Origin of the sequence: Sulfitobacter donghicola DSW-25 = KCTC 12864 = JCM 14565 (assembly GCF_000622405.1) — a bacterium.
Taxonomy (GTDB): domain Bacteria; phylum Pseudomonadota; class Alphaproteobacteria; order Rhodobacterales; family Rhodobacteraceae; genus Sulfitobacter; species Sulfitobacter donghicola.
This window is the reverse complement of record NZ_JASF01000005.1, coordinates 362,309-387,962: the sequence shown is the minus strand read 5'-3', so window position 1 is coordinate 387,962 and position 25,654 is coordinate 362,309. Positions and strand designations below refer to the sequence as shown.

The 25,654-nt window shown below is 56.6% G+C and carries 26 protein-coding genes; 16 read left to right on the top strand and 10 right to left on the bottom strand.

What is annotated here, in order from left to right:
- Positions 1–166: 166 nt before the first annotated feature.
- Positions 167–529, bottom strand: a complete 363-nt coding sequence (gene secG, locus Z948_RS0102840) for a preprotein translocase subunit SecG (protein WP_025058063.1) — start codon at positions 527–529, stop codon at positions 167–169.
- Between the two features lie 134 nt (positions 530–663).
- Here secG and nthA point away from each other — a divergent pair, with 134 nt between their 5' ends.
- The 3 genes from nthA to Z948_RS0102825 are packed head-to-tail and all read left to right on the top strand — an operon-like array spanning position 664 to position 2,281.
- Positions 664–1,284: a nitrile hydratase subunit alpha gene (nthA, locus tag Z948_RS0102835; RefSeq protein ID WP_025058062.1), complete on the top strand. Its 621-nt coding sequence runs from the start codon at positions 664–666 to the stop codon at positions 1,282–1,284.
- Positions 1,281–1,955, top strand: coding sequence for a nitrile hydratase subunit beta (gene nthB, locus Z948_RS0102830; protein ID WP_025058061.1), 675 nt, complete (start codon positions 1,281–1,283; stop codon positions 1,953–1,955). The genes nthA and nthB overlap by 4 nt, the downstream gene beginning before the upstream one ends.
- A complete protein-coding gene (locus Z948_RS0102825; RefSeq protein WP_025058060.1) occupies positions 1,952–2,281 on the top strand; it encodes a nitrile hydratase accessory protein in 330 nt (109 codons plus the stop codon). Before nthB ends, Z948_RS0102825 begins: the two co-directional genes overlap by 4 nt.
- A gap of 32 nt (positions 2,282–2,313) precedes the next feature.
- Here the strand turns inward: Z948_RS0102825 and Z948_RS0102820 are convergent, their stop codons facing one another.
- Positions 2,314–2,709: a DUF6524 family protein gene (locus Z948_RS0102820; protein ID WP_025058059.1), complete on the bottom strand. Its 396-nt coding sequence runs from the start codon at positions 2,707–2,709 to the stop codon at positions 2,314–2,316.
- A 167-nt stretch (positions 2,710–2,876) separates the two neighbouring features.
- Between Z948_RS0102820 and Z948_RS0102815 the strand changes: the two genes are divergently transcribed.
- Together Z948_RS0102815 and Z948_RS0102810 are read left to right on the top strand one after the other, a co-directional pair.
- Positions 2,877–4,169, top strand: coding sequence for an adenylosuccinate synthase (locus tag Z948_RS0102815; protein ID WP_025058058.1), 1,293 nt, complete (start codon positions 2,877–2,879; stop codon positions 4,167–4,169).
- Positions 4,170–4,224: 55 nt separating this feature from the next.
- Positions 4,225–4,458 carry a DUF2842 domain-containing protein gene (locus tag Z948_RS0102810; protein WP_025058057.1) on the top strand — a complete coding sequence of 78 codons (234 nt, stop codon included), beginning with the start codon at positions 4,225–4,227 and terminating at the stop codon, positions 4,456–4,458.
- A 65-nt stretch (positions 4,459–4,523) separates the two neighbouring features.
- Here Z948_RS0102810 and Z948_RS0102805 read toward each other — a convergent pair whose 3' ends face one another.
- Complete coding sequence (locus Z948_RS0102805; RefSeq protein WP_025058056.1) at positions 4,524–6,659, bottom strand: hypothetical protein; 2,136 nt, start codon at positions 6,657–6,659, stop codon at positions 4,524–4,526.
- A gap of 138 nt (positions 6,660–6,797) precedes the next feature.
- Here Z948_RS0102805 and Z948_RS0102800 point away from each other — a divergent pair, with 138 nt between their 5' ends.
- The gene (locus tag Z948_RS0102800; protein ID WP_025058055.1) at positions 6,798–7,487 is read left to right on the top strand and encodes a thiamine diphosphokinase; all 690 of its coding nucleotides are present in this window, start codon (positions 6,798–6,800) and stop codon (positions 7,485–7,487) included.
- Here the strand turns inward: Z948_RS0102800 and Z948_RS0102795 are convergent.
- The 3 genes from Z948_RS0102795 to Z948_RS0102785 all read right to left on the bottom strand — a co-directional run bounded on the left by Z948_RS0102795 (position 7,426) and on the right by Z948_RS0102785 (position 10,488).
- The gene (locus Z948_RS0102795; RefSeq protein ID WP_025058054.1) at positions 7,426–8,346 is read right to left on the bottom strand and encodes a DMT family transporter; all 921 of its coding nucleotides are present in this window, start codon (positions 8,344–8,346) and stop codon (positions 7,426–7,428) included. The genes Z948_RS0102800 and Z948_RS0102795 overlap by 62 nt on opposite strands.
- Positions 8,347–8,413: 67 nt before the next feature.
- Positions 8,414–9,787: an L-serine ammonia-lyase gene (locus Z948_RS0102790; protein ID WP_025058053.1), complete on the bottom strand. Its 1,374-nt coding sequence runs from the start codon at positions 9,785–9,787 to the stop codon at positions 8,414–8,416.
- Positions 9,787–10,488: a glutathione S-transferase family protein gene (locus tag Z948_RS0102785; RefSeq protein ID WP_025058052.1), complete on the bottom strand. Its 702-nt coding sequence runs from the start codon at positions 10,486–10,488 to the stop codon at positions 9,787–9,789. Before Z948_RS0102785 ends, Z948_RS0102790 begins: the two co-directional genes overlap by 1 nt.
- 261 nt (positions 10,489–10,749) lie before the next feature.
- Here Z948_RS0102785 and rpiA point away from each other — a divergent pair, with 261 nt between their 5' ends.
- From rpiA to hflC, 4 genes are all read left to right on the top strand, one after another.
- Positions 10,750–11,538: a ribose-5-phosphate isomerase RpiA gene (rpiA, locus tag Z948_RS0102775; protein ID WP_025058050.1), complete on the top strand. Its 789-nt coding sequence runs from the start codon at positions 10,750–10,752 to the stop codon at positions 11,536–11,538.
- Between the two features lie 11 nt (positions 11,539–11,549).
- Positions 11,550–12,911, top strand: a complete 1,362-nt coding sequence (gor, locus tag Z948_RS0102770; RefSeq protein ID WP_025058049.1) for a glutathione-disulfide reductase — start codon at positions 11,550–11,552, stop codon at positions 12,909–12,911.
- A gap of 82 nt (positions 12,912–12,993) precedes the next feature.
- Entirely contained in the window at positions 12,994–14,211 is a 1,218-nt protein-coding gene (gene hflK / locus Z948_RS0102765; protein WP_025058048.1) for an FtsH protease activity modulator HflK, read from the top strand.
- On the top strand, positions 14,211–15,098 hold the full coding sequence (gene hflC / locus Z948_RS0102760; RefSeq protein ID WP_025058047.1) for a protease modulator HflC: 888 nt from the start codon (positions 14,211–14,213) through the stop codon (positions 15,096–15,098). The genes hflK and hflC overlap by 1 nt, the downstream gene beginning before the upstream one ends.
- 88 nt (positions 15,099–15,186) lie before the next feature.
- Here the strand turns inward: hflC and Z948_RS0102755 are convergent, their stop codons facing one another.
- Positions 15,187–16,518: an aspartate aminotransferase family protein gene (locus tag Z948_RS0102755; RefSeq protein WP_425427146.1), complete on the bottom strand. Its 1,332-nt coding sequence runs from the start codon at positions 16,516–16,518 to the stop codon at positions 15,187–15,189.
- Positions 16,519–16,739: 221 nt separating this feature from the next.
- Between Z948_RS0102755 and Z948_RS0102750 the strand changes: the two genes are divergently transcribed.
- Positions 16,740–18,227, top strand: a complete 1,488-nt coding sequence (locus Z948_RS0102750; RefSeq protein ID WP_025058045.1) for a DegQ family serine endoprotease — start codon at positions 16,740–16,742, stop codon at positions 18,225–18,227.
- An 81-nt stretch (positions 18,228–18,308) separates the two neighbouring features.
- Here the strand turns inward: Z948_RS0102750 and Z948_RS17770 are convergent, their stop codons facing one another.
- A complete protein-coding gene (locus Z948_RS17770) occupies positions 18,309–18,848 on the bottom strand; it encodes a peptidoglycan-binding domain-containing protein (RefSeq protein ID WP_037951700.1) in 540 nt (179 codons plus the stop codon).
- Positions 18,849–19,014: 166 nt separating this feature from the next.
- On the opposite strand from Z948_RS17770, the gene Z948_RS0102735 reads away from it, so the two are divergent.
- Genes Z948_RS0102735 through Z948_RS0102725 form a run of 3 tightly spaced genes read left to right on the top strand, consistent with a single transcriptional unit; the run spans position 19,015 to position 20,500 of the window.
- Positions 19,015–19,338 (top strand): 2Fe-2S iron-sulfur cluster-binding protein, encoded by a 324-nt coding sequence (locus tag Z948_RS0102735; protein ID WP_025058044.1) that lies wholly within the window; start codon positions 19,015–19,017, stop codon positions 19,336–19,338.
- Complete coding sequence (locus tag Z948_RS0102730) at positions 19,338–20,105, top strand: FG-GAP repeat domain-containing protein (RefSeq protein ID WP_025058043.1); 768 nt, start codon at positions 19,338–19,340, stop codon at positions 20,103–20,105. The genes Z948_RS0102735 and Z948_RS0102730 overlap by 1 nt, the downstream gene beginning before the upstream one ends.
- Positions 20,096–20,500 (top strand): hypothetical protein, encoded by a 405-nt coding sequence (locus tag Z948_RS0102725; protein WP_025058042.1) that lies wholly within the window; start codon positions 20,096–20,098, stop codon positions 20,498–20,500. The genes Z948_RS0102730 and Z948_RS0102725 overlap by 10 nt, the downstream gene beginning before the upstream one ends.
- Before the next feature lie 16 nt (positions 20,501–20,516).
- On the opposite strand, the gene purD is transcribed toward Z948_RS0102725, so the two are convergent.
- Complete coding sequence (purD, locus tag Z948_RS0102720) at positions 20,517–21,782, bottom strand: phosphoribosylamine--glycine ligase (protein WP_025058041.1); 1,266 nt, start codon at positions 21,780–21,782, stop codon at positions 20,517–20,519.
- 71 nt (positions 21,783–21,853) lie between these two features.
- On the opposite strand from purD, the gene xseA reads away from it, so the two are divergent.
- On the top strand, positions 21,854–23,350 hold the full coding sequence (gene xseA / locus Z948_RS0102715) for an exodeoxyribonuclease VII large subunit (protein ID WP_025058040.1): 1,497 nt from the start codon (positions 21,854–21,856) through the stop codon (positions 23,348–23,350).
- Positions 23,351–23,352: 2 nt separating this feature from the next.
- Here xseA and Z948_RS0102710 read toward each other — a convergent pair whose 3' ends face one another.
- Positions 23,353–23,748, bottom strand: coding sequence for a hypothetical protein (locus Z948_RS0102710; RefSeq protein WP_025058039.1), 396 nt, complete (start codon positions 23,746–23,748; stop codon positions 23,353–23,355).
- A 169-nt stretch (positions 23,749–23,917) separates the two neighbouring features.
- On the opposite strand from Z948_RS0102710, the gene Z948_RS0102705 reads away from it, so the two are divergent.
- Positions 23,918–25,618 (top strand): NAD(P)H-dependent oxidoreductase subunit E, encoded by a 1,701-nt coding sequence (locus Z948_RS0102705; RefSeq protein ID WP_025058038.1) that lies wholly within the window; start codon positions 23,918–23,920, stop codon positions 25,616–25,618.
- Positions 25,619–25,654 lie beyond the last annotated feature (36 nt).

Sequence of the window (25,654 nt, the reverse complement as noted above, 5' to 3'; positions counted from 1 at the left end):
CTGGTAAATATGTCTGTTGAGCCTGCTGAACAGTGCCCAAAAGGGTGCGAAAACCGCACCACCACGGGACCTCAGTCTAACAGGATTCGGAGCAGTAAGGCAAGGCGATGGACGCAACATAGTGTTGCGTTTTGGCGCTTTGCCTCAACTTATTGAGTTTAGTGTGTTAGTCTAGCGTTGGAACCAGCGGCGCGTTATCGCCCTCTGCTGGGGGCAGCAGATTGTCTAATGCAGGTGCAGTAAGATCTTCACCTTGGTTCAAAGCCGGGGGTGATGCGCTGAGACGGTCCAGAACCGAAACGCCAGCGGATTTTTGTGCAGAAACAATGGTCAGTGTGATCGAGGTCACAACAAATGCAGCGCCCAAGATCCAAGTTACCTTGCTCATCGGGGTTGCTGGTGGGCGACCAGAGTTTGCGCCACCGCCGCCGCCGATCCCAAGGCCTCCGCCTTCGGAACGTTGCAGCAGCACCACGCCAATCAGGCCAAGCGCAAGAATGAGGTGGATGATCAGGACGACATTTTCCATGGGGTGCAGGCTGCTCTTTTCTGGGTCGGTTTGGGGGTATCTAGGCACATTTGCATTGAGGGGCAAGGGAGGATGCGCCCAAGTGGGCGGCATTTGTCATAGACAAGGCGTTTTACGCGGGGCAGTCTGCCAATATGCCCCATGATAGTCACGACCATGATCACCCGCACGCCCTTTTGCCGCCTGACCCTGCTTTGCGGGTTAAAGCACTGGAAACGATCCTAACGCAAAAGGGTTTGATTGATCCGGCCGCGCTGGATGAGATTATCGATACTTATGAAAACAAGGTCGGGCCGCGAAACGGGGCGCGTGTTGTTGCCAAAGCGTGGCGGGAGCCAGAGTTTTTAGAGGAATTGCGAAAGGATGCGACCTCTGTGCTGGCTGATCTGGGGTATTACGGACGGCAGGGCGAACATATGGTTGTCGTCGAAAATACACCCGAGGTGCATAACATCGTCGTTTGTACGCTTTGCAGTTGCTACCCTTGGCCGTTACTGGGGATTCCGCCTGCTTGGTATAAATCGGACGCCTATCGCGCGCGTGTTGTACGCGAACCGCGCAAGGTGTTGGCCGATTTCGGCGTGGCATTGGAAGATGAGACAGCGGTTCGGGTTTGGGATTCGACGGCTGAGGTTCGCTATTTAGTGATTCCCATGCGGCCTGAAGGGACTGAGGGCTGGAGCGAAGAGGCGTTGGCAGACATCGTATCTCGCGACAGCATGGTAGGCACGGCTTTGGCGGCGGTGCAGCCGTGAGCCGCGTTCACGATATGGGTGGCAGATTTGGGGATGGCGCCGTTGTGCCAGAGCCAGAGGGCGAGGTATTTCACACCGACTGGCATGGACGCGCTTTGGCGCTGACCTTGGCTGCGGGAAGTTTGGGTAAGTGGAACATTGATGTATCCCGCCATGCGCGGGAATGTTTAGCCCCCAAGGATTACACAGCCTTCAGTTACTATGAGAAATGGATCGGTGGGCTGGCGGCACTGCTTGTCGATACGGGCGTTTTGGATCGGGATGAATTGGCAGGCCAAACGCAGGCGCAGATCAGCGCGCTGGCGGTAAAGAAATTGTCGGCGGATCAAGTCGCAGCTGTATTGGCGCGTGGCGGGCCTGCGGATCGCCAAAGTGACATTGCGCAAGCCTTTCAGGTCGGTGATGCGGTCGTTACGCGGCGGATTGCCGAGAACGCTTTGGTGTCAGGAGGGCACACACGTCTGCCAACATATGCGGCAGGCGCGCGGGGAACGATCCTGAGATATCATGGCACTCATATTCTGCCCGATAGCAACGCGCACGGATTGGGCGAGGCACCAGAACCCCTGTATGCGGTTGTTTTCCCAGCATCAGAGCTGTGGCAACATCCTGAGCACCCAAAAGATGAGGTCGTGCTGGACCTATGGCAAAGCTATCTGGCGCCAGTATGACAAACGCTCCCGATCCTGTCTTTGAGGCGCCATGGCATGCGCAAGTGTTTGCTTTAACTGTTCACCTGAATGAGGAAGGCCATTTTGTTTGGGCAGATTGGGCGCAAAGGTTTGGCGCAACGCTGAAAAAACACGGGGTGGAAAAAGAGTTGAACGGTGGCGAGGATTATTTTGTCGCGTGGTTGGAGACCTTGGAAGGGGTTTTGGCCGATAGCAGCCTTGCCGATCCTGCGAAGGTAGACGCCACGAAAGCGGCATGGGAGCGGGCCTATTTAACCACGGCGCATGGGGATCCTGTCACGTTGGATGGCGCTGTTAAGCCCTGACGGGCTAAAGGCGCCCCACCCACCGTCCCGTTTCAGGCATCGACATCATCAACATCGGCCTGTCCTGACAGGGAGCGGCGCACGATGCTCCAACTTAGGCCGATCGCCAGAACAAAGCTGAGCGCGCCGAGGCCGATCCAGACATTCATGCTAGGGTCTTGGAGGCGCAGAACGCCGAGATCGTAAAGCACCCAAAGGCCAGCGCCAACAAGGGCCAGAACCAGCACCATACCAAAGCCACCAATGCTGCGCAGGGTTGCGCGAAGGTAAATGATGTAACCGATCAGTAGAACCAGACCAGCAAGCACGGAAATGGAGACATTCATGCCGCCGTAGCTGCGCACCCATTGAATATAGTTATACTCGGTTGGGTTAAACGTTGCTGCCAGCAAGAGAAACGCGAAGACCCAGCGCAGTAGAAAGCCCATGTTTGATTGTCCTTTGACCTGTAATTCGCGCCAATATCAAAGGCTCGGATACAAAAGTCTATGGCCAAGGGGCAGTTTGCGGTTCCCTGTGCCTGCACAGACCGCTATACGGACGCGGGTTTGGATTCTGCATGTGGCGGATCCACCGCTGCTTTGAGAGGAATATCATGGCCAATGTTGTTGTCGTAGGCGCCCAATGGGGTGACGAAGGTAAAGGCAAGATTGTGGACTGGTTGTCCGAACGCGCTGATGTGATCGCGCGTTTTCAGGGCGGTCATAACGCCGGCCACACGCTGGTTATCGACGGAGAAGTGTTCAAGCTAAGCTTGCTTCCCTCTGGCATTGTGCGGGGTGGAAAACTGTCGGTGATCGGGAATGGTGTGGTTCTTGACCCGTGGCATCTGGAAAAAGAAATCGCTCAGCTGCGTGGGCAGGGCGTAACGATTACGCCTGAAACCTTGATGATCGCCGAGAACACCCCGCTGATCCTGCCGATCCACGGCGAGCTGGATCGCGCACGTGAAGAGCAAACAGCAGTTGCCAAAATTGGTACAACAGGCCGCGGCATTGGCCCTGCTTATGAAGATAAGGTTGGCCGTCGCTCGGTTCGTGTGGCGGATTTGGCTGATGACGCGACGCTAGAGCTGCGCGTGGATCGCGCCTTAGTGCACCATGATGCGCTGCGCCGTGGTTTGGGGCTTGAGCCCGTTGACCGTGAAAAGCTGCTGGCCGACCTGCGCGCGATTGCGCCATCTGTGCTGGAATATGCGGCACCAGTTTGGAAAATTCTGAATGAAAAACGCCGCGCGGGTAAGCGCATCTTGTTTGAAGGGGCGCAAGGCGCGCTTTTGGATATTGATTTCGGAACCTACCCGTTTGTGACCTCTTCCAACGTGATTGCGGGGCAGGCGGCAACGGGTACAGGCATTGGCCCTGGATCAATTGATTTCGTTCTGGGCATCGTAAAAGCCTATACAACGCGCGTGGGCGAAGGCCCGTTTCCAGCAGAGCTCGACGATGCGGATGGTCAGCGTTTGGGTGAGCGGGGCCATGAATTTGGCACGGTTACGGGGCGCAAACGCCGCTGTGGATGGTTTGATGCGGTGCTGGTGCGCCAGACCTGCGCCACATCAGGGGTGAGCGGTATTTCCTTCACCAAGCTTGACGTGTTGGACGGCTTTGAAACGCTGAAAATCTGCGTTGCCTATGAGCTGGATGGTAAACGACTGGATTACCTTCCAACGGCTGCGGACCAACAGGCGCGTTGCAAACCCATCTACGAAGAAATGCCAGGGTGGTCTCAATCCACTGAGGGCGCACGTTCGTGGGCGGATCTGCCTGCAGAGGCGATCAAATACGTTCGCCGCGTTGAAGAGCTGATCGAATGCCCTGTTGCGCTTCTTTCCACGTCACCTGAGCGTGAAGACACGATTCTGGTAACCGACCCCTTCGCGGATTGATGTGACGCAGTGAAATTGCAGCGGGCAGCCCCCGCTGCAAACCAAAGGAAACCACATGGCTCTTAGCTATAAATCCCGCCGTCGGTTATCGCTATTTGTACTGCTGGTGGCGTTGCCAGTGTATATTGTGGCTTTGGTCTATGTCATTTCTTTGTTTGAGCGCCCGCCTTTCTGGGTCGAGCTGTTGTTTTACGTCGGATCAGGCGTGATTTGGGCTTTCCCCTTAAAGGCTGTCTTTAAAGGCGTTGGTCAGGCGGATCCGGATGGGCCTGAAGACCCCTTAAATTAAAGCGCCCCTAAAACGAAAAAAGGCGGACCGTTTGGCCCGCCTTTTCTTTGTCTTTGCTTTCAAACTTAGCTCGCGGCGCGTGCTTCGGGTTGGAAGGCGATCTGGTCAGAGGCCTGAAAACGGCCACCTTTCAGCTTTTCAATCTTACCTTCGCGCAGCAACTTTCCAAAGGAACGCAGGCTGTCTTCGCGTGTGAAGTCTTCTTTCTCTACCTGACGGACCTTTGTCATCAGTTGTGGGCGCGAGAATTGATCAAGGCCTTCCACAAAGGATAGGTAAGCCGCCGCCGCTTCCAAAATGTCAGGCAGTTTGGTTGCCCCGACTTCAGCAGCAAAATCGACAAAGCTGGTCGCACCAGGTGCCGTTTCCGCGGCCTGCGTTTTGACAACTTTGGCAACTCGGCGCGGGCGAACGGGTTTTACGATGATCTTTTCTTTAACATCGATGCGCTGCTCTGCGACCAGCTTTAAAGGCGCGGGGCGTTTTTCGCTAGGACGTTCCGTCCGTACACGCGAACCCGATCCCGAAGCCGGACGGCGTGGGCGAACAACGCTTGCCAAATCATCGCGATAGGCTTCGTCTGTTCCTTGCTCATCCAATGAGCCACCTACCGCTTCGTCCGCTTTTTTGGCGGCAACGGCTGCACGTAGATGTGCAAAAGCATCCCGACGGTTTGCGCCTTCAGGTTCGTCCATCTGGCTGTCTGTTTCCGCCATCAAGCGCGACAGATCGTCGTCTGCATCGCCGTGGATATCTGACATGATGTCGATTTGGTCATCAACAGGTTTTGCAACGTCTTCAGGGGCTTCTGGCTCAACCTCTTGAACAGCTTCCGAGATTTCCTCGGCCTTCATATCCGCTTCGAGTTCAGCAAGCTCGCGGGCCAGCTCTTCTTCGGCTTGATCGCTCAAAGTCGACTTTTTCGCCAGAGGTGCCTTGCGAATAGGTTCGGCCTCTACATTGCCTTCTTCGTCATCATATTCCTCAAGTTGACCCGCACGAATGGCCGCTTCCAAGGTTGCGCGTTTCACTTTCAAAACACGGGCGCGAGGGGCAACAGGGGCGGCTTCTTCAACTTCTTCGATGTCGGCAATGTCTTCGATGTCATCGCCACCGTCAAACAGGCTGCCGTCATCCAAATCATCCAGATCTTCGCCCTCTGGCGCTGCAACAAGGCTATCCATCGCGGCAAGGATGTCGTCATCCATATCCGCATCGTCCACTTCTACGGGCGCTTCGCTGGTGTGGTCTGCTTCTTGTTCAAGGCGGTTCAGAATTGCGGTGATGTCGTCATCTTCGCTTTCCAAATCCTCAGCGGGCGTATTTTGTGCCTCAGCAGCGTCATCCGCGTCCAAAGCATCTTCCAGATCGCGCAGCGTATCTGCGATTACATCGCTTTCCTCGTCCGCGCCCAGCTCAGCCGCTTCTTCCTCTAGTGTCGCGAGCGGCGTCATCGCAGCGGCGGCTTTCAAAGCGGTCGCGTCAGCATGCTGGTCTTCGGAATAGGCGGGATCTGCGTCAGCTTCGGACTGCTGCGAGACGACCGCGCGAATACGCTTGAGTTTGTCTGCGATGCTGTCTGCTTTGGCTTTTTCTTGTGCTGGTTCTGCCGCAGCAATAACCGCTGGCTGCTCTTCTTCCTGCTCGGCGTCATCAGCATCAAGGCTTGCTGCAAAGAAGGCTTCAACATCAGCGTCAGGCAGGCTTGGAACGATGTCAGGTTCATCCACCTCGATCAGCTCTTCAACCTCTTCGGCAACGACTGCTTCGGCTTCGATCTCAACGGGTGTGTCGTCCAGCGCGGTTTCGCGTTCGGCTTCGGCTGCTACAACCTCTTCGATCTGCGGCTCTGATTCGGCAAGGGCTGCGGCCTTTGCCTTTGGTGCCGTTGTTTCGATCTCGACTTCCTCAGCGGCGTCGCCCAGCAGTTTTTCTGCTTGTTGCGCTTCCTGAGCAGAAAGAACGATGCGGCCTTCATCCTCGCGCGCTTCAACATGGCGTGAAATTTCGCGCTGGGCGATGCGCGCCAACATTTGTGCGTCAGGTTGGGCCGGTTCGGCACCAAAATACCTGTCATCGGCGGATAGATCGCGAAAATATTCCGCAATAGCCTTCATCGTGCCAAAGGAATCATCGAATCCTTCGAGCGTGCACGAGAATGTGCCATAGGAAACAGTAAGAATCTTGTTGTTGTTAATCATCGGATGCTCGTCCTCTGCGTCTTTGTGATGATTTGTTTACCATGATACCCAAGGCTAAAGCGGCCCGAAACTGTGCCGGCCTCGGTGCCATTGTGTGACGAATTTGTGGCCCATTCACTATTTAGACGCGAAAGAAGTATGTCCAAACCCATTATCATCAGTACCGATCCCGTTACATTAGTTGGTGGGGGGGATGTTAAATCACAAGACCTTGCTGAGGCATTAACCATAGCCCCCCGCCTGATTGCGGTCGATGGCGGCTTGGTTGCGGCGCAAGCGGCGGGCGCGGCGGTTGAGGCCGTTATCGGAGATCTGGACAGCGCCCCCCCAGAGGCATTGGCCCAGCTCGCCAAAGAACGCCAGCATCGCATAAGTGAACAACAATCCACTGATTTCGACAAGGCACTTCGCCATGTCGAGGCCCCGCTGGTGATTGGCATTGGCTTTGGCGGTAAACGGATCGACCACCAATTGGCGGCTTTTCACACGTTATTGGTGCGGGCAGAACGCCCCTGCATTCTTGTTGGGGAAGAGGAAGTCATTGTGATGGCGCCGCCTAGCCTGTCATTGGATATGGAGGCAGGGGAGGTGGTGTCTCTTTACCCGATCATGCGCACAACAGGCCGCAGTACAGGCCTGAAATGGCCAATCGACGGTTTGGTATTTGGGCCAATGCAAACCATTGGCACGTCGAATATGGCAACCGGCAAGATCAGTATTGAAATAGACGAGGCGGGGATGTTGTTGTTCCTGCCGCGCAAATATCTCAGGCCGCTGGTGGCGCAATTTTTGCAAGGCGGCGCGCGTTGGCCTGTTCGCGAAAGATAACATAAACGCCTGCCATAACAGTGATGACAATGCCGATCGCGGCCATCCTGTTTGGTAATTCGCTAAACAGCCAAAACCCGACAACGGTCGCCATTGGAATTTCCAGATACTGCATCGGCGCCAGTGTCGCACTCGGCGCAAAGCGCAAAGACCACGTCATCACCAGATGGGCCAATGTGCCCAAAATGCCAATCGCGGCCAGCAGCAGCCATTCGGTTGGGTTCGGGGTGACCACGCTCAGCGGTGCAAAATCTATCGCGCAGCCAATCGCGAGGAATGGTAACAATATGACGGTTGCGATGCACCCGCTGACCCCTTGAAGGGCGATGGGGTCAACCTTTTTTGCGATTTGACGGGTGGTCAGCATAAACAGGGCAAAGATCACCGCAACAGCAACAGGCAGCAGCGCAACCCACCCCACCGCCAGAAAGTTGGGTTGGATCACCAAAAGCGTGCCGATAAACCCAACAGCGCAAGCGATGAGCCGATGCATGCCGACTTCCTCGTTCAAAACGAACCGCCCCAGCAAAAGCATAATAAACGGCATCACAAACGCGATTGCGACCGCATCTGCCAAGGGCAGGTATAAGAGAGAGGTGAACATGAAGCCAATCCCGAGGATGTGCAGCACAGTCCGCAAGGTTGCCAATGCCAGAACATCAGGGGGCAGGCGCCATTTCAGACCTGCAAACATAATAACAGGGATAAGCAAGGCAGCCTGAACCGCAAATCGCGTCAGCACCAATTGCCCCAGCGGGATGGTCGCGCCCAGTATTTTTGCAATTGAATCGCCAAGAGGTGCAAGGATGCAAAATCCCAACATCAACAGAATACCCAGAACTGGCCGATCATCATTCATGGTTCAGCCGTAGGGGGTAGGGGCACACCTTGCAAGCTCATTGGCGATTGACTGGTCTGAAAAATCTTCAGCAGTTCGGGATGTTAACGGCCAGACCGCCCAGCGACGTCTCTTTGTATTTTTCGCTCATATCCGCGCCCGTCTGGCGCATGGTTTCGATACATGCATCCAGTGGAACCAAATGGGTGCCATCGCCGCGCAGGGCCAATGACGCGGCAGAGACGGCTTTGATCGCGCCCAATCCGTTACGTTCGATACAAGGAACCTGAACAAGGCCGCGCACGGGATCGCATGTCATGCCTAGATGATGCTCTAGTGCGATTTCCGCAGCGTTTTCGACCTGTTCCGGCGTGCCGCCCATCACGGCGCATAGCCCCGCCGCTGACATCGCCGCGGCCGAGCCGACCTCGGCCTGACAGCCTGCCTCGGCTCCCGAGATAGAGGCGTTGAATTTGACCAGTCCGCCAATCGCAGCAGCGGTGAGCAAGAAATCCTCGATATGGCTTTCCGAAGCGCCGGGCACATGGTCAAGGTAATAGCGTAGCGTAGCAGGCATGACCCCCGCCGCACCGTTTGTCGGCGCGGTGACAACTTGGCCGCCAGCCGCGTTTTCTTCGTTCACGGCCATGGCATAGACGCTCATCCAGTCGTTGATCGTATGGGGGGCAGATAGGTTCATGCCGCGCTCAGCCATCAGCGCGTCGTGAATGCCTTTGGCGCGGCGTTTTACATTCAGGCCACCGGGTAGGGTGCCTTCGGTTTCCAGCCCGCGATCAATGCAATCGCTCATCACTTGCCAAAGCCGCTTTGTTCCCCGCACCAGATGATCCGCGCCGCCACGGGATTCCTCATTGGCGCGTTTCATCCCAGCAATCGTTTTGCCCGAGGTCTTTGCCATCTCCAACATCTCGGCCGCTGATTTGAACGGATAGGGGACAGCCGCACCTTCCTCGGTGTCCTTGCCCGCCGAAAGCTCCTCTTCGGTCATGACAAAGCCACCGCCAATCGAATAGTAAACCTGCCGCATGGTTACATCGCCTTGGGCGTCTGTTGCCATCAGGATCATGCCATTTGCATGCCCCTCAAGCTGTGTGTCGTAATCAAAGACCAGATCCGTTTTGGGCGCAAATTTGAGGGGGGGCAGATCGGGCACGTGGATCATACGGGTTTGCGCAATCTCCTTTAGCACCTTTTCGGCCTGCTCGGCGTCATAGGTTTCGGGGGTGAACCCCGCAAGGCCAAGGATCGTGGCGCGGTCAGTTGCGTGCCCCACACCTGTAAAGGCCAAACTGCCGTGCAGCGATGCGCGCAGCCCTGCAAAATGAAACGGAGAGGCGCGCATTTGCTCTAGAAACCGTGCCGCAGCCACCATCGGCCCCATCGTATGCGAAGAAGAGGGGCCAATGCCGACTTTGAACATTTCGAAAACAGATAGGAACATCAGGTTGCACTCCCTTGGGGCGGGTTCGCATAGGACGGCGCGGTGAAAGGGGTTTCGCCCAACCCTTCGGCCTTTTGTAACGCAATCGTACAGGGCAGTGTTTCAAGATTGGAACACATCCGCGCGAGGGCGGGTGTCTGATTAAGGTCAAACCAGTCCCGCGAGACATCCTGCGGGTACAATGCGCACCACCGCAGACAGCAGGCAATATAGAAATCCAATGCCCCCGGGTTTGCCCCCCCCAGCCAGCTGGGTTCTGAGGCGGCAATTTGGTCCAGTTTTTCCAGCGCGGCCTTCAGTTGCCCCTGCAGACCCAGCCGCAGAGCATCTTGATGGGCGGTGTCTTCTCCGATGTATTTGTCAGCGTAAAAAATCATCCGCAGGGCGGGGTGCAGGGTGTTTGCGGTGTAAAACAGCCATTTGAGGTAATCGGCGCGCGCGTCGTCTTCGGGCATTGGCGCAAGGCCTTTATGTGTATCCCCCAGCCATAGCAAAATAGCCCCTGTTTCAAACAAAACCCCTGCAGGCGTTTGCAACGACGGGATCAACCCGTTTGGATTGATGGCAAGATAATCCGGCGCATTTTGCGCATTAACCGAGCGGTCAACAAGCTGCGCGCGGTAGGGCAGGCCCAGATGTTCGAGGGCAAGCCGTATAATCATCGACGCGTTATCTGGGGCATAATGTAGCACATAAGTCATGGATTATTCCTGTGCCAGCGCGCGCCTTCCCACTTGTCTGAAAGCGACCGGATGGGGCCTGTTTCGGGCAGAGATGTTTTGCAACAAAAGAAAATCGCATGCGGCTGCTGTTTTGCGCTGTCTAGGTGGTCCGTTGCAATTTCAGGTTTATTTGGCGGGTATCATAGGGGAATGTATCAAAAACCCTGTTTTGGCCCCTCGCACACGGGCGCGTTTCGGCCTATAGGTTTGCATAGTTATTATTCCCGTGGAGCTGCCCCCATGTCCGGCGAACTTTCCCCAATTGATAAAGCCAAGTTTGTTTCGGCTAAGCGCGCGGTAGAATTTGTGGAAAATGGCATGCGGGTCGGGTTGGGGTCGGGCTCGACCGCGGCATGGCTGGTGCGCTGTCTGGGTGAGATGGTGCGCGATGAGGGGCTAAAGATCAAAGGCGTGCCAACATCGTCGCGCACAGCGCAATTGGCGCGTGAAGTCGGGATTGATGTGATCAGTCTGGATGAGGCCAAATGGCTGGACTTGACGATTGATGGCGCAGATGAATTCGACGGTGACCTGAACCTGATCAAAGGCGGCGGCGGTTCGCTGTTGCAAGAGAAAATCGTGGCGACAGCCAGCGACCAGATGGTGGTGATTGCCGATATCGGCAAAGAGGTTGAACACCTCGGGTCCTTTCCCCTGCCGATCGAAGTGATCCCCTTTGGCTGGCAGACCACTCAGGCATTGGTTGAAGAAACGCTGATCTCGATGGATGTGCTGGGGCGCACGAGCACGTTGCGCATGAATGGGGACCGCCCCTTTGTGACAGATGAGGGCAACCACATCCTTGACCTGCATCTGGGGCGTATTGGCAACCCGCGTCAGCTGGCGCTGGTGGTGAACCAAATGCCCGGCGTTGTTGAAAACGGCCTGTTCATTGATATCTGTGACACAGTTGTGATCGGCTATGGGGATGGCAAGGTTGAAGTGCGCGACATAAATGAAGGCACAGTCGCCACCGAGCGGCTGGATTTTGTAGAGAGCGATAACCTCTTTTCCGACCTGAACGATTGAAAGGCTCCGATATGAGCGATTTTGACTATGATCTTTTTGTAATTGGTGGCGGTTCGGGCGGCGTACGTGCTGCGCGTGTCGCCGCAGGTGAATATGGCGCCAAGGTCGGCCTCGCCGAAGAAGACCGTTATGGCGGTACCTGCGTTATTCGCGGATGTGTTCCGAAAAAGCTGATGGTTTTTGCTTCGGGCTATGGTGACGCGATGCAAGATGCCCGCGACTATGGCTGGGACGTCAAAGACGGCACGTTTGATTGGCACAATTTCGGCGGCAAAATGCGCGCCGAGCTGGATCGCCTCGAAGGGGTGTACCGCAATCTGTTGGACGGTTCGGGCGTAGAGAAATTCGATGCGCGCGCAACCTTGAAGGATGCACATACCGTCACGCTTTCAACGGGCGAAGAAAAGACAGCCAAACATATCCTCATTGCTACGGGGGGGCGCCCTGTGCGCCTGAACGTGCCAAACGCCGAATTGGGGATCGTTTCGGATGACATTTTCCACATGGACGAACTGCCCCGTTCGATGCTGATCATCGGCGGCGGATATATCGCCTGTGAATTTGCCTGCATTTTGCATGGGCTGGGCGTGGACGTGACGCTATATTATCGCGGCGCGCAAATTCTGAACGGTTTTGATGATGAGGCACGCGGATTGGTCGCAGACCAGATGCGCGCGCGCGGGATCGAGATGCACTCGGGTGCAAGCGTTCTGGAGATGGAAGAGCGCGAAGGCGGCGTGTTTGTAAAATCCTCCACCGGTCAGGAAAAGATTTTCGAAAAAGTATTCTGGGGCACAGGCCGCAGACCAAACTCGGATGAGATGGGCCTCGAGGCGCTGGGCATCGGTATGGCGCGCAATGGCGCGATCGAGGTGAACGAATACAGCCAGACGGCCGTGCCTTCGGTCTATGCGATTGGCGATGTCACCGACCGTGTGAACCTGACTCCTGTTGCGATCCGCGAAGGGATGGCGTTCGTCAAAACCGTCTTTGGTGGCGAGCCAACCCCCGTCGACCATGAATTGATCGCTTCGGCAGTGTTTACCCAGCCCGAAATGGGCACCGTGGGCCTGTCCGAAGAAGAGGCAGCGGCGCAAGAGCCGATCGAAGTCTATTCGACCTCCTTCAAACCCATGCAGACTGCGTTTGCGGGGCGTGATGACAGGGTGATGATGAAGCTGGTGGTCTCTCAGGCGACCCGCGTTGTTTTGGGCTGCCATATCGTCGCACCAAATGCGGGTGAAATGATCCAGCTGGCGGGTATCGCGATCAAAATGGGCGCCACAAAAGAGCAGTTTGACCAAACCTGCGCTGTGCACCCAACCATGTCCGAAGAACTGGTAACCATGCGAAACCCAGTGCGGACATCTTGAATTCATGGTGTAAACGCACAGTTTACACTACACATACGACAAGCCTGCCTCCGAGCGGGGCGACTTTTAGAGGGAAACAAATATGGCTGGCAACACGGGCGGTCCTTGGGGCGGCGGCGGCAATTCAGGCGGCGGCAATCAGGGTGGCAACAATGGCGGCGGCAACCGTGGAAACAACGGCGGCGGCAATCAGGGCGGAGGGGACGGTGATCGTCCACCGATCCCCGAAATCGACGAGCTGGTGAAAAAAGGCCAAGAGCAACTGCGCGTCCTGATGGGCGGCGGTGGTCGCACCAATGGCGGTAGCGGTGGTTCGCGTAATGGCGGCGGTGGTCCTGCGCTCACGCGTGGTACGGTTGGCCTTGGCGTTTTGGCTGCTGCGGCGGCTTGGCTGTTTGCCTCAACCTATACGGTGCGTCCTGAACAGCAGTCGATCGAGCTGTTCTTGGGTGAATTCTCGGGCATTGGTACCGAGGGTCTGAACTTTGCGCCATGGCCGCTGGTCACTGCCGAAGTATTTGACGTTACAACCAACCGCACCGAAACGCTGGGCGTGAGCCGCGGCGGCAACGGTGACGAAGGCCTGATGCTGACGACCGATGAAAACATCGTCGACATTGATTTTCAGGTTGTTTGGAACATCAAAGACGCGGAGCAATTCAAATTCTCGCTGCGCGATCCTGACGCGTCGGTTCGGGCGATTTCTGAATCCGCGATGCGCGAGGTTATCGCACAATCCGAGCTTGCTCCGATCCTGAACCGTGACCGTGGTCTGGTTGAAGAAACCGTAAAAAGCCTGATCCAAGGAACATTGGATAACCGTGAAACGGGGATCAGAGTGTTGCGTGTCAACGTAAACAAGGTCGACCCACCACAAGAAACGGTTATGGTCACTGATGCGCAGGGCAACACGGAAAACGTATCCGTTGTGGATGCCTTCCGCGATGTTCAGGCCGCAGAACAGGAACGCGACCGCCTAGAACGTCAGGCGGACGCTTATGCCAACCAGAAAACAGCCGAAGCACGTGGTGAAAGCGCCAAGCTGCTGGAAGCTGCCGAAGGCTACCGCGCGCGCGAAGTAAACGGCGCCATCGGTGAAGCGAGCCGTTTCGAAGCCGTTTTGACCGAATACAAAGCAGCGCCAGACGTAACACGCAAACGTCTGTATCTGGAAATGATGGAAAAAGTTCTGGGTGACGTCGACAAGATCATCCTTGAAAACAAAGGTGAGGGAGGCGGACAAGGCATTGTTCCGTATCTGCCACTCAACGAGCTGCGCCGCAGCGGAGGGAATAACTGATGAATAAGTCCAGCTTTTTGCTTCCGATTATTGCAATCGTCGCGGCCGTCATCCTGTCATCTGTCTTTGTCGTAGATGAGCGTGAAAAGGCGCTGGTTCTGCGTTTTGGTCAGATCAAACAGGTTCGCACCGAACCTGGTCTGGGTTTCAAAGTACCTTTGGTTGACGAGATCGCCCGCTTTGAAGACCGTATCCTGTCTTTGGAAACGCCTGTTATCGAAGTGACCCCTGCGGATGATCGTCGTCTGCGTGTGGATGCTTTTGTTTTGTACCGCATTGATGACGTTGTTCAGTACCGCCAAGCGGTTGGTTCCGGCGGTGAATCCCGCGCTGCAAACGACCTGAGCGGTATTCTCGAATCCCAGATCCGCGCGGTTCTGGGTTCGCAGGGTGTGACATCGAACACGATCTTGTCGCCAGAGCGTTCCGCGCTGATGGACCAGATCAAAACCCGTTCTGACGTGCGTGCAAATGCCTTGGGCCTTGAGGTTGTGGATGTGCGCCTGCGCCAGACAAACCTGCCCGAGCAGAACTTTGACGCGACCCTGCGCCGCATGATCGCGGAACGTGATCGCGAAGCAACGGACGAACGCGCGCGTGGTCGCGAGGCTGCGGCGCGTGTGACCGCTCTGGCGGATCGTACCTACGAAGAGATCCTTTCCGAAGCCAACCGTGATGCGCGTATCATTGAAGGTGAAGCAGATGCTGAACGGAACCGTATCTTTGCTGAATCCTATTCCAAGGATGCAGAGTTCTTTGAATTCTACCGTTCATTGGCAGCCTATGAGGCGGCGCTAAAGGGGGAAAATTCGACGATGGTTCTTTCCCCGGAAAGCGAATTCTTTAACTACCTGCGTTCAGACAAAGGCGAAGCCGCAGCTGAGTAAGCTGGGCATCACAGAAATATAGAAAAGGGGCCGCACATCAGTGTCGGCCCCTTTTTGTTACTGCGCTAGCTTGCTGTATCGGCTCTGGTTAGGTGGTTGCCTGATCAATCGCATTGGCTAAGGCGTCGACAATGATGTCGATCTCTTCCGGCGATGAGGTAAAGCAGGGCGCGAGCAGAATATGATCCCCCGCCGTGCCATCCGCACATCCCTGCGCAGGGTAACAGATCATACCTGCTGACAGGGCAGCCTGCTGAACCTTGCCAGCGATGTTGCGCGATACATCAAAGGGTTCTTTGGTGGCGCGGTCTGCCACGATCTCGGCTGTCCAAAACAGGCCGCGGCCCCGAATGTCACCCACATGGGCATGCTGTCCCAAACGCGCGCGCAACCCTTCTTCTAGCTGGGTTCCCAGCGTTTTGACGGCTGAAAGCAGATCGTTGCTTTGGATTTCTTTCATCACCGCCAGCGCGCCAGCGGTTGCTACGGCGTGGCTCATATAAGTGTGGCCATTCCACAGCTTGCCAGAGCCAGCCGTGATTGCATCACAAACCTTTTGCGAGGCCATAACAGCCGCGATGGGCTGGTACCCAGCACCCAACCCTTTGGCCATGGTGGTAATATCCGCGCAAATACCTTCTTGTTCGAGGGCAAACAGGGACCCCGTGCGGCCCATGCCACACATCACCTCATCCGCAATATAAAGCACGCCGTAGCTGTCACAGATTTCGCGGATGCGTGTGAAATACCCCTTTGGCGCTGGCTGCGTTCCCAAAGAGGCACCTACAACTGGTTCAGCCACAAAGGCACAGACGCTATCCTTGCCCAGATCAAGGATCTTTTGTTCCAATTGGTTGGCCATACGCAGGCCGAATGCTTCTTCGGTTTCGCCATCTTCGCGCAGGCGGTAGCCATAGGTGGCATCGATATGGTGCGTCTGGATCAGCAGCGGATCAAAGGGCGCGCGTCTGCCTGCATGTCCGCTAACGGCCAAGGCGCCAAGTGTATTCCCGTGATAAGAGGGCGCACGCGCGATGATATGGGCGCGCTGGGGTTCGCCGCGCTCGACATGGTATTGGCGCGCCAGTTTCAGGGCGGCCTCCATCGCCTCTGACCCACTGCCCAGATACATCACCCGACCTTCACCCGTGCCCTTGGGGGCATGAGCCACAAGGAAGTCCGACAATTCTTCGGCCCATTGGTTCGTGAAAAGCCCAGTATGGGCAAAGGCAAGCGTGTTGACCTGATCGCAAATCGCTTTGCGCACGGCCGGATTGTCATGCCCCAGCGAGGAAACCGCCGCGCCGCCACAGGCATCAAGGTAACGGTTTCCCGCGTCATCAATCAGATATGCACCTTCGCCGCCCACGATACTGGGTTGGCTGGCCATCAAATTTCGGTGAAGGACATGGCTCATGATCTGCTCCTGAAATGATCGTGATCTGTTTCCCGTAGCATGTGACAGCCAGAAACGTAGTTCAATTAATAGTTTGCGCGAAATCATTTCACAGCTTTGTCATGCTAGGTTGAAAACAATAGCTAAAGGCCCATGTTTCATATTGCGATCCAGCCAAGCAGCATGCAGTCTGGTCGCCAAGAATACGCCCGTCCTTGGGCAATATTTCGATCAGGAGACGATTTATGCAGCCCAAAGCGGTCGCCAAAGTACAAACTAATTCCTTTTCAACGGCCACAAAGGCCGCTCTTGTCGGGCTCATGGCGCTGACATTGGTCGTTTTGCAGACGGTCATGGCCTATGCCAAACCTGAGAGCCTTGCGCCGCTGGCTGAAAAAATCAGCCCCTCAGTTGTGAACATCACCACCTCGACTTTGGTCGAAGGGCGCACAGGCCCCCGCGGGATTGTGCCCGAAGGGTCTCCTTTTGAGGATTTTTTCCGCGAGTTCCAAGATCGCAACCGTGAGAATGACGATTCCCAAACGCCCCGCCGCTCTTCGGCGTTGGGATCGGGGTTTGTGATTTCCGAGGATGGTTTTGTGGTGACAAATAACCACGTGATCGAAGGCGCTGATGAAATCACGATCGAATTCTTCTCAGGAGAAGAGCTGGTTGCAAAGGTTATCGGCACCGATCCGAACACCGACATCGCCTTGCTGAAAGTCGAAGCAGATGGTCCGCTGCCTTTTGTGAGCTTTGGGGATAGCGATATGTCGCGTGTTGGCGATTGGGTGATCGCCATGGGTAACCCGCTAGGGCAGGGATTTTCGGTTTCTGCAGGCATCGTGAGCGCGCGTAACCGTGCGCTGTCAGGTACCTATGACGACTACATCCAGACGGATGCCGCGATTAACCGTGGTAACTCTGGCGGGCCGCTGTTCAACATGGACGGTGATGTGATCGGCGTGAACACGGCAATCCTGTCGCCCAATGGTGGGTCCATCGGGATCGGTTTTTCAATGGCGGCAAATGTTGTCACCCGCGTTGTGGATCAGTTGAAAGAGTTTGGCGAAACCCGCCGCGGTTGGTTGGGTGTTCGCATTCAGGACGTGACCGAGGATGTGGCCGATGCCATGGGGCTGGAAAACGCAACTGGCGCCTTGATTACTGATGTGCCAGACGGTCCGGCAAAAGACGCGGGTCTGGAAACAGGCGATGTGATCCTGTCCTTTGACGGTGCCGAGGTTGAAGACACCCGAGGTCTGGTGCGTCAGGTTGGCAACAGCCCCGTTGGTGCAACGGTCCGTGTGACGGTTCTGCGTGAAGGTAAAAGCCAGACAATCGCCGTGGTTCTAGGCCGCCGCGAAGACGCCAATGGTGAAGCCCAGCCAGCCCAAGAAGAGGAACCAGAAACCAGCGAAGCCCCTGAGGTTTCTTCGTTGCTGGGCCTCACCGTGACGCCTTTGACGGATGAAATGCGCGAAGAGCTGGGCGCATCTGCTCAGATGGAAGGTCTGGCGGTTACAAATGTCGAAGAGGGATCGGAAGCCTTTGAAAAAGGTCTTCGGGCTGGTGACATCGTGACCGAAGCTGGACAGCAAAAGGTCAAAACAATCGCTGATCTGAACAGCCGTGTGGATGCCGCACGCGAAGCAGGGCGTAAATCCTTGTTGCTGTTGGTGCGCCGTGCAGGTGACCCGCGCTTTGTGGCGCTGACCCTCGAAGAGCAGTAAGCCTGCCCAGATAAATTGAAAAAGGCGCCTTTGATAAAGGGCGCCTTTTTTGTTGCGGTAACCAGAGTTTTAGTCGGCCGACTATTGAGAGCGCGGAACCGCAACAAGGCCAAGCTCACGTGCCGTTTCGATGGATAAAACATCACTGGGCAAACCATCGGCGCTTTGAACGGCTAGAACAGCGCGGCGTGTGGCCGCATCCATGTTTCCGGTGATCTGGCCAGCGTAAAGGCCCCGCGCAAGCAATGCGCGTTGAAGGGTTGAAACGAACTCAACCGTAAAGGCCGGAGGGCAGGGGATTTCAAACCACCGATCTGTGCGGGGCGTGACAATCTGTTGCCGGCTTTCTTCGCGGTAAACTGGCAAAGACGCGACTGTTCCATCCGCGTTGATCTTGGCTGGTGTGACAAGCACCTGTTCCGTCACCGTCTCAATAACGGCTGGCGTTGGTATTTTACCCCAACAGGTGCCAGAAGGCGCCCCGGGAGGGGCCAATCCATTTCCCTGAATAACGCCGCTTTCCGAGGTGGTTTCGGATTGCAGGCAAGCGGCCAAAACCGCCATGCCCAAAAGGGCCGCGACCGTCCGCGCCTTGCGCTGAATGTTTGTTGCCTGTGCCATGGCCCAATGCCTTTGGGTCTGTTTGTATTGGCGCACCCTAGCCGCTTTTTTATGCGCTGCCTAGAACCCAGAATACTCTTAGCAGAATGCAGCGCAAAAGAGGGCTGGCGTAGGGGCATGAGCTTGCGTAGAAAAGGAAGAAATCATCTGCAAGAGGGCACCTTTGATGGCCAAGATTACCTATGTTGAACACAACGGCACCGAGCATGTTGTAGAAGTAGCCAATGGCATGACTGTCATGGAAGGTGCGCGCGACAACAATATTCCTGGAATTGAGGCCGATTGCGGCGGCGCTTGCGCCTGTTCAACCTGCCATGTCTATGTTGATCCTGCTTGGGTAGAAAAAGTGCCTGCAAAGGACGACATGGAAGAAGACATGCTTGATTTCGCTTATGAGCCAGACGCGGCGACCTCGCGACTGACGTGCCAAATTAAAGTGACCGATGATCTGGACGGTTTGCGCGTAAAAATGCCAGAGAAGCAAATCTGATGGTTTCGGGGGCGCGGCGTCTGTTGTTGCGCTGCCAGCTCGGGCATGTGCGCCGCGGGCTGAAAGCTGCTTGCGCGGGGCTGGCGTTGCTGGCGCCTGTGGCAACCGATGCGCAAACGGCGCAACCTTTGGTCTCGGCCACATACGCGGAACCAACGACGCGGTATCCGCATGGTGTTTTGGGCGATACGATCGAACATGGGGCGCTGGAACTACGTTTTAGAGGTAGTAACAAACGCCATGTTATCCGACTGCCTGAAAGCCGTGTTTTCGAAGATACCGCGCCGCGCCTTGTAGATGTCGATGGTGACGGCTTGCCAGAAGTTGTTGTTGTGGAAAGCCATCAAGACAAAGGCGCACGCCTTGCGGTTTACACAAGCGAAGGCCTTTTGGCCGCGACCCCCTATATCGGCACACGAAACCGTTGGCTGGCCCCGATCGCCATTGCCGACATGGATGGGGATGGCGCAGTAGAGCTTGCCTATATCGACCGCCCCCACCTTGCCAAGACCTTGCGCATTTGGCGCTATGTCGATGGGGCGCTGGTTTCTCTGGATTCGCTGGGAGGTTTAACAAATCACCGGATTGGCGAGACAGATATCGCTGGTGGCCTCAGAGAGTGTGGCAATGGCCCCGAGATGATCGTCGCAAGCGCGAATTGGGCGCGCCTGATCGCGGTGACATTTGATGGATCGACTTTGACTGCCAAAGATATTGGCCCCCACAAAGGACGGGCCAGCTTTGCAAAAGCGCTTTCATGCGATTGAAGGCGCTTTTCATAGCGGTTTTGCTTTCCACACTGGCGGTGCCTGCGCAGGCACAGGATCAACTCACCCCCGACGGGTTTTTAGATATTGCGGTCAACCGGACGCTTAGCTTTTCCAGCGTGCTGTCAGGGCAGTTGATCGGCGAGGAGCAGTTCCTGCGCCGTGATCTATCTGTCTGGGCGGATAAAACGGGCCGCTGCACCTATGGGCGGATCGAAATCCGCGGGCCGCTTTTGTGCTTTTTATACGAAGACGCGCCAGACCCTGAAAACTGTTGGATCCCGTTTATAGATGAGGGCACGCTTTTGGTGCTGGCCACGGATTCAGGGGAAACCCAGCGTATCACTGATATCAGTGATACGCCGATCACCTGCGAAGGGGCGCCGACCTCGTAAGAGGAAAGCGGGGGGCTTAGCCCAAGGCGCGCCAGCCGATATCGCGGCGGCAGAACCCTTCAGGCCAATCAATCGCATCAACCATTGCATAGGCTTTCTGCTGCGCCTGTTCCAACGTGTCACCGCGCGCAGTGACGTTCAAAACACGCCCCCCAACAGCGAGGATATCCCCATCAGGGTTTGCTGTGCCCGCGTGGAACACCATGTTGCTGCTGTCTTCGGGCAGCTTATCCAATCCGTTGATCTTGGAGCCTTTTTCATAAGCGCCTGGATAGCCTTTTGCCGCCAGAACAACGGTGAGGGCGTGGTCATCCGCCCAGTGGACCTCGGTCTCGGCCAAACGGCCTTCGGCGGCGGCATGCATTAGATCAAAGGCTTGCGCGCCGAGGCGCATCATCAAAACCTGACACTCAGGATCGCCAAAGCGCACGTTGTATTCAACAAGACGTGGTGCGCCGTTTTCGATCATCAGACCCGCATAAAGAACACCCTGATAAGGCATCCCGCGTTTTGCCATTTCCGCCATGGTAGGGCGAATGATCTCGGCCAAGGCGCGTTCGGCAATTTCATCGGTCAAAACCGGAGCAGGGGAGTAGGCGCCCATGCCGCCCGTGTTTGGCCCTGTGTCGCCATCGCCGACGCGCTTGTGGTCTTGGGCGGTGCCAATGGGCAGCACGTTTTCACCATCGCAAAGGATAAAGAACGAGGCTTCCTCGCCTTGCATAAATTCTTCGATGACCACTTCTGCGCCCGCTTCGCCGAACTCGCCGCCGAACATGTCGTCTAGGGCGGCTTCGGCTTGGGCTACGGTTTCGGCGATGATCACACCTTTGCCAGCGGCCAATCCGTCAGCTTTTACAACGATGGGTGCGCCTTGTGCCTGAACATAGGCTTTTGCCGCTTCAACATCGGTGAAATGGCCATAGGCAGCCGTTGGCGCGTCGCAGGCATCGCAGATTTCTTTGGTAAAGGCTTTGGACGCCTCAAGGGCGGCTGCCGCTTTGGAGGGGCCAAAGACCAGAATGCCAGCTTCGCGCAAGCGATCAGCTACACCAGCGGCCAGAGGGGCCTCGGGGCCAATGATGACAAAATCAACGTTGTTGCGGGCTACAAATTCGACAACCGTGCCACCATCATTAATATCAATGCTGGCGCAATCGGCGATCTGGGCGATCCCTGCATTGCCAGGGGCTACAATCAGTTTGTCGCATTTCGGGTTCTGCATCACAGCCCAAGCAAGGCTATGTTCGCGTCCGCCGCTGCCCAAGATTAGAATATTCATCACGTGCGCTCCCTTGGCCTTCGTTGCTGGGCGTTTTATGCTGCACGCGACCCATACACAAGGACGCAGAGATGGATCTGTTCGACGATCGCCCTGATGACGGCCCAGAACGCAGCAATAGCCCTGAATACACGGTTGGCGAGCTGTCAGGCGCGATCAAAAAGGTCATAGAAAACGAATTTGGCCATGTGTGTGTCCGCGCTGAGGTGGGGCGCGTTAGCCTGCCGCGTTCAGGGCACATGTATCTCGACCTGAAAGACGACAAAGCCGTCATGGCGGGAATCATCTGGAAAGGTGTCGCCGCAAAGCTGACGACACTGCCAGAGGAGGGGATGGAGGTGATCGCTACAGGCCGCATCACCACATTCCCCGGTCAGTCGAAATACCAAATCATCATCGAAGATATCAAACCCGCCGGCATGGGCGCGCTGATGGCGGTGTTGGAGAAACGCAAAGCCGCCCTAGCGGCCGAGGGCCTGTTTGACGCCTCGCGGAAAAAGCCGCTGCCCTATCTGCCCGAAATCATCGGGGTTGTGACTTCGCCCTCTGGCGCGGTCATCCGTGATATCCTCCACCGTTTGCGCGATCGTTTCCCGCGCAAGGTGCTGATCTGGCCTGTTGCCGTGCAAGGGGCGCGAAGCGCGCCAGAGGTTGCGCGCGGGATTGAGGGGTTTAACCGCCTCACACCAGGGGGGGCGCTGCCGCGGCCTGATCTGTTGATTGTCGCGCGGGGTGGTGGCTCGGTCGAGGATCTGTGGGGGTTTAACGAAGAAGCGGTTGTGCGCGCGGCTGCGGCCTCTGACATCCCGCTCATCTCGGCCGTGGGGCACGAGACGGATACAACGCTGATCGACTTTGTCTCGGACAAACGTGCGCCAACGCCAACAGCGGCTGCTGAACTGGCGGTTCCTGTGCGCGTTGAACTCATGGCCTATCTGGATCAGCAACACGCGCGGATGAGCCGCGCCTTGAGCCAAGGTTTGGTGCAACGCGGCCAGCGCCTGCGCGATATGGCCCGCGCACTACCGCGCGCCGATAGCCTGCTGGACAACCCGCGCCAAAGGCTGGATCGCGCCAGCGACCGTCTGGCGCGCGCAAAGACATTGACCGAGGCCCCAAAGCTGCGCCTTGAACGCGCTGCCGCGCGGCTTGACCCTGCATTGATGGCGGGTGTTCAGCAGCGCAAAATCCGCTTGTCAGATCTGAGTGGTGGATTACGCCCTGCAACGCTGCACCGCAGGTTACAGCAAGATAAACAGCGCGCCGCGAGCCTGTCCAAGCGCCTTGCGCCTGCGTTAGAACGCGAACGTCTGCTGCAATCGGCGCGATATGCAAGGGCGGCGCGGGGGTTGTCTGATGTGGGGCAGCGCCAGCTTGTCAATTGGCGCAACCAGATCACGGCCGCAGAACGCCTGCGCAAAACGCTAGGCTATGAGGCGACGCTAGAGCGTGGATTTGCCGTTGTCCGAAACGGCGCAGAGATCGTGACGTCAGGTGCTGAGGCACAGCAAAAGCCAAGGCTGGAAATTCAATTCGCTGACGGTAAGGTCGCGGTTAAGCCTGAATAGCTCTAAACGCCGATTTTTGGCCCGAGGCATAACAGCTCTTCGGTGCTTTCATTGGCTTCATACAGCGGCGTCACGGCGGGATCGTTTTCGAACCGTGCGATCAGGCCTTTTGGGCCTTTCTCAAAGCTCCAGCATTGTGGTTCTGGGCGATCATCATAGGTGAAACAGATCAGGCCGTCTGCTTCGTACCATTGGCCGTCCTTGCATTCCCCATCCAGAAACGACCATTTCACACGGCGGTTGGGCAGGTAAATCTCGGCGCCATAGGGTTGCGTGCCGTTGCCATAATAGAGGGTTTTCCCCTTGGTATAGGCGTCAAACTCCTCTGCGCTCATCAAGGATTGAGCGGCAGCAGGCAGGGTGGTGAACATCAAAAGGATCAGCAGAATATATCTCATCCTTGCAAGATGGCAGATGTCCACAGCAGGTTCTAGGGCGTAGCTGTGTTTCCGATCCGCGTCAGCGCCAGACCGCCACCGCGCAAAGGGGGGCTGAATTGTCGTTTTTCGCCTCAATGCGCTGGCTGGCCTTTGCTAAACCAGCCGAAAGAACAAGGGGATTGTGGCGATGGCGCTGGATACAAAAGACAACGGACCAGACAAAGGCGTTTGGAAATCGGGTAAGGGCAAGGGCCGCCGCCATACCAAGGGCCGTCAATTGGAAGACACGGCATGGGCCGAGATTCGCACCCTGCTAGAGTCCGAACCCCGTGACCGTGATCTGTTGATCGAATATCTGCACCTTATTCAGGATAAATACGGCTGCCTTTCTGCGGCGCACCTGCGCGCCTTGGCCGAGGAAATGCGGATCAGCATGGCAGAGGTCTATGAGGTCGCCACCTTCTATGCGCATTTTGATGTGGTGAAAGAGGGCGAGACACCGCCGCCTTCGCTGACCATCCGCGTTTGCGACTCGCTCAGCTGCGAATTGGCAGGGGCCGAGGCGCTAAAGGCGGCATTGGAAGACGGGCTAGACCCCGCCGAGGTCCGCGTGTTGCGCGCGCCTTGCATGGGGCGCTGTGATACCGCGCCTGTTCTAGAGCTGGGTCATAACCACATCGACCACGCGACACCTGAAAAAGTACTAGTCGCGATCAAGGCGGGGGATACCCACGCCAAGATCCCAGAGTATGAGACCTATGAAGACTACGTCGCAAAGGGCGGTTATGCCAAGCTGGCTGAGCTGCGCGAAAAAGGCGATTGGGAGGCGGTTCAAACCGAGGTTCGTTCGTCAGGGCTGCGCGGTCTTGGTGGGGCTGGGTTCCCTTCGGGTACGAAATGGGGCTTTGTGCGCGCCAATGAAGGGCCGCGCTATCTGGCCGTGAACGGTGATGAAGGCGAGCCAGGGACGTTCAAAGACCGCTTTCACCTAGAGCGTGAGCCGCATTACTTCCTTGAAGGGATGCTGATCGCTGCGTGGGCTGTCGAAGCCGAGCGTGCCTTTATCTACATGCGGGATGAATACCCAGCAGTGCTGGAAATTCTGGCGCGCGAGATTGCAGCGTTGGAAGACGCCGGCGTTGTCGAGGCTGGCTATATCGATCTGCGCCGCGGGGCTGGCGCCTATATCTGCGGGGAAGAATCCGCAATGATCGAAAGCATCGAGGGCAAACGCGGCATGCCCCGCCACCGCCCGCCATTTGTGGCGCAGGTTGGCATTTTTGGCCGCCCAACCTTGGTTCATAACGTCGAAACATTGCACTGGGTGGCGCGTATTTGCCGCGAGGGCCACCAAGTCATGTCAGCCCATGAACATAACGGGCGCAACGGGCTGCGGAACTATTCGGTCTCGGGGCGTGTGAAAAACGCTGGTGTCTATCTGCTGCCAGCAGGGTCTACGATCACCGATGTCATTGCAGCCGCTGGCGGCATGGCTGAGGGTCACAAGCTGAAAGCCTATCAACCGGGTGGCCCGTCTTCTGGCCTGTTGCCTGCGTCGATGGACGATATCCCGCTGGATTTCGACACGCTGCAACCGCACGGCACCTTTATCGGATCGGCTGCTGTGGTGGTCCTGTCTGACCAAGATAGCGCACGCGATGCGGCGCTGAACATGCTGCGCTTCTTTGAGGATGAAAGCTGTGGGCAGTGCACGCCGTGCCGTGTTGGCTGTGGCAAAGCGGTCAAGCTGATGCAGCAGGGCAAGTGGGATCAGGGCCTGTTGGAAGAGCTGTCATCGGCCATGGTCGATGCCTCGATCTGCGGTTTAGGGCAGGCCGCGCCAAACCCGATCCGCATGGTGATGAAGCACTTCCCTGACGAGATTTAAGGGGTGGGCCGCGCTTTATTCTTTTGATGAGACGTG

Bases quoted from the DNA above. Each gene is read 5' to 3' on its own strand.
- secG (WP_025058063.1), bottom strand. From the start codon at position 529: ATGGAAAATGTCGTCCTGATCATCCACCTCATTCTTGCGCTTGGCCTG.
- nthA (WP_025058062.1), top strand. From the start codon at position 664: ATGCCCCATGATAGTCACGACCATGATCACCCGCACGCCCTTTTGCCG.
- Z948_RS0102825 (WP_025058060.1), top strand. From the start codon at position 1,952: ATGACAAACGCTCCCGATCCTGTCTTTGAGGCGCCATGGCATGCGCAA.
- Z948_RS0102820 (WP_025058059.1), bottom strand. From the start codon at position 2,709: ATGGGCTTTCTACTGCGCTGGGTCTTCGCGTTTCTCTTGCTGGCAGCA.
- Z948_RS0102815 (WP_025058058.1), top strand. From the start codon at position 2,877: ATGGCCAATGTTGTTGTCGTAGGCGCCCAATGGGGTGACGAAGGTAAA.
- Z948_RS0102810 (WP_025058057.1), top strand. From the start codon at position 4,225: ATGGCTCTTAGCTATAAATCCCGCCGTCGGTTATCGCTATTTGTACTG.
- Z948_RS0102805 (WP_025058056.1), bottom strand. From the start codon at position 6,659: ATGATTAACAACAACAAGATTCTTACTGTTTCCTATGGCACATTCTCG.
- Z948_RS0102800 (WP_025058055.1), top strand. From the start codon at position 6,798: ATGTCCAAACCCATTATCATCAGTACCGATCCCGTTACATTAGTTGGT.
- Z948_RS0102795 (WP_025058054.1), bottom strand. From the start codon at position 8,346: ATGAATGATGATCGGCCAGTTCTGGGTATTCTGTTGATGTTGGGATTT.
- Z948_RS0102790 (WP_025058053.1), bottom strand. From the start codon at position 9,787: ATGTTCCTATCTGTTTTCGAAATGTTCAAAGTCGGCATTGGCCCCTCT.
- Z948_RS0102785 (WP_025058052.1), bottom strand. From the start codon at position 10,488: ATGACTTATGTGCTACATTATGCCCCAGATAACGCGTCGATGATTATA.
- rpiA (WP_025058050.1), top strand. From the start codon at position 10,750: ATGTCCGGCGAACTTTCCCCAATTGATAAAGCCAAGTTTGTTTCGGCT.
- gor (WP_025058049.1), top strand. From the start codon at position 11,550: ATGAGCGATTTTGACTATGATCTTTTTGTAATTGGTGGCGGTTCGGGC.
- hflK (WP_025058048.1), top strand. From the start codon at position 12,994: ATGGCTGGCAACACGGGCGGTCCTTGGGGCGGCGGCGGCAATTCAGGC.
- hflC (WP_025058047.1), top strand. From the start codon at position 14,211: ATGAATAAGTCCAGCTTTTTGCTTCCGATTATTGCAATCGTCGCGGCC.
- Z948_RS0102750 (WP_025058045.1), top strand. From the start codon at position 16,740: ATGCAGCCCAAAGCGGTCGCCAAAGTACAAACTAATTCCTTTTCAACG.
- Z948_RS17770 (WP_037951700.1), bottom strand. From the start codon at position 18,848: ATGGCACAGGCAACAAACATTCAGCGCAAGGCGCGGACGGTCGCGGCC.
- Z948_RS0102735 (WP_025058044.1), top strand. From the start codon at position 19,015: ATGGCCAAGATTACCTATGTTGAACACAACGGCACCGAGCATGTTGTA.
- Z948_RS0102730 (WP_025058043.1), top strand. From the start codon at position 19,338: ATGGTTTCGGGGGCGCGGCGTCTGTTGTTGCGCTGCCAGCTCGGGCAT.
- Z948_RS0102725 (WP_025058042.1), top strand. From the start codon at position 20,096: ATGCGATTGAAGGCGCTTTTCATAGCGGTTTTGCTTTCCACACTGGCG.
- purD (WP_025058041.1), bottom strand. From the start codon at position 21,782: ATGAATATTCTAATCTTGGGCAGCGGCGGACGCGAACATAGCCTTGCT.
- xseA (WP_025058040.1), top strand. From the start codon at position 21,854: ATGGATCTGTTCGACGATCGCCCTGATGACGGCCCAGAACGCAGCAAT.
- Z948_RS0102710 (WP_025058039.1), bottom strand. From the start codon at position 23,748: ATGAGATATATTCTGCTGATCCTTTTGATGTTCACCACCCTGCCTGCT.
- Z948_RS0102705 (WP_025058038.1), top strand. From the start codon at position 23,918: ATGGCGCTGGATACAAAAGACAACGGACCAGACAAAGGCGTTTGGAAA.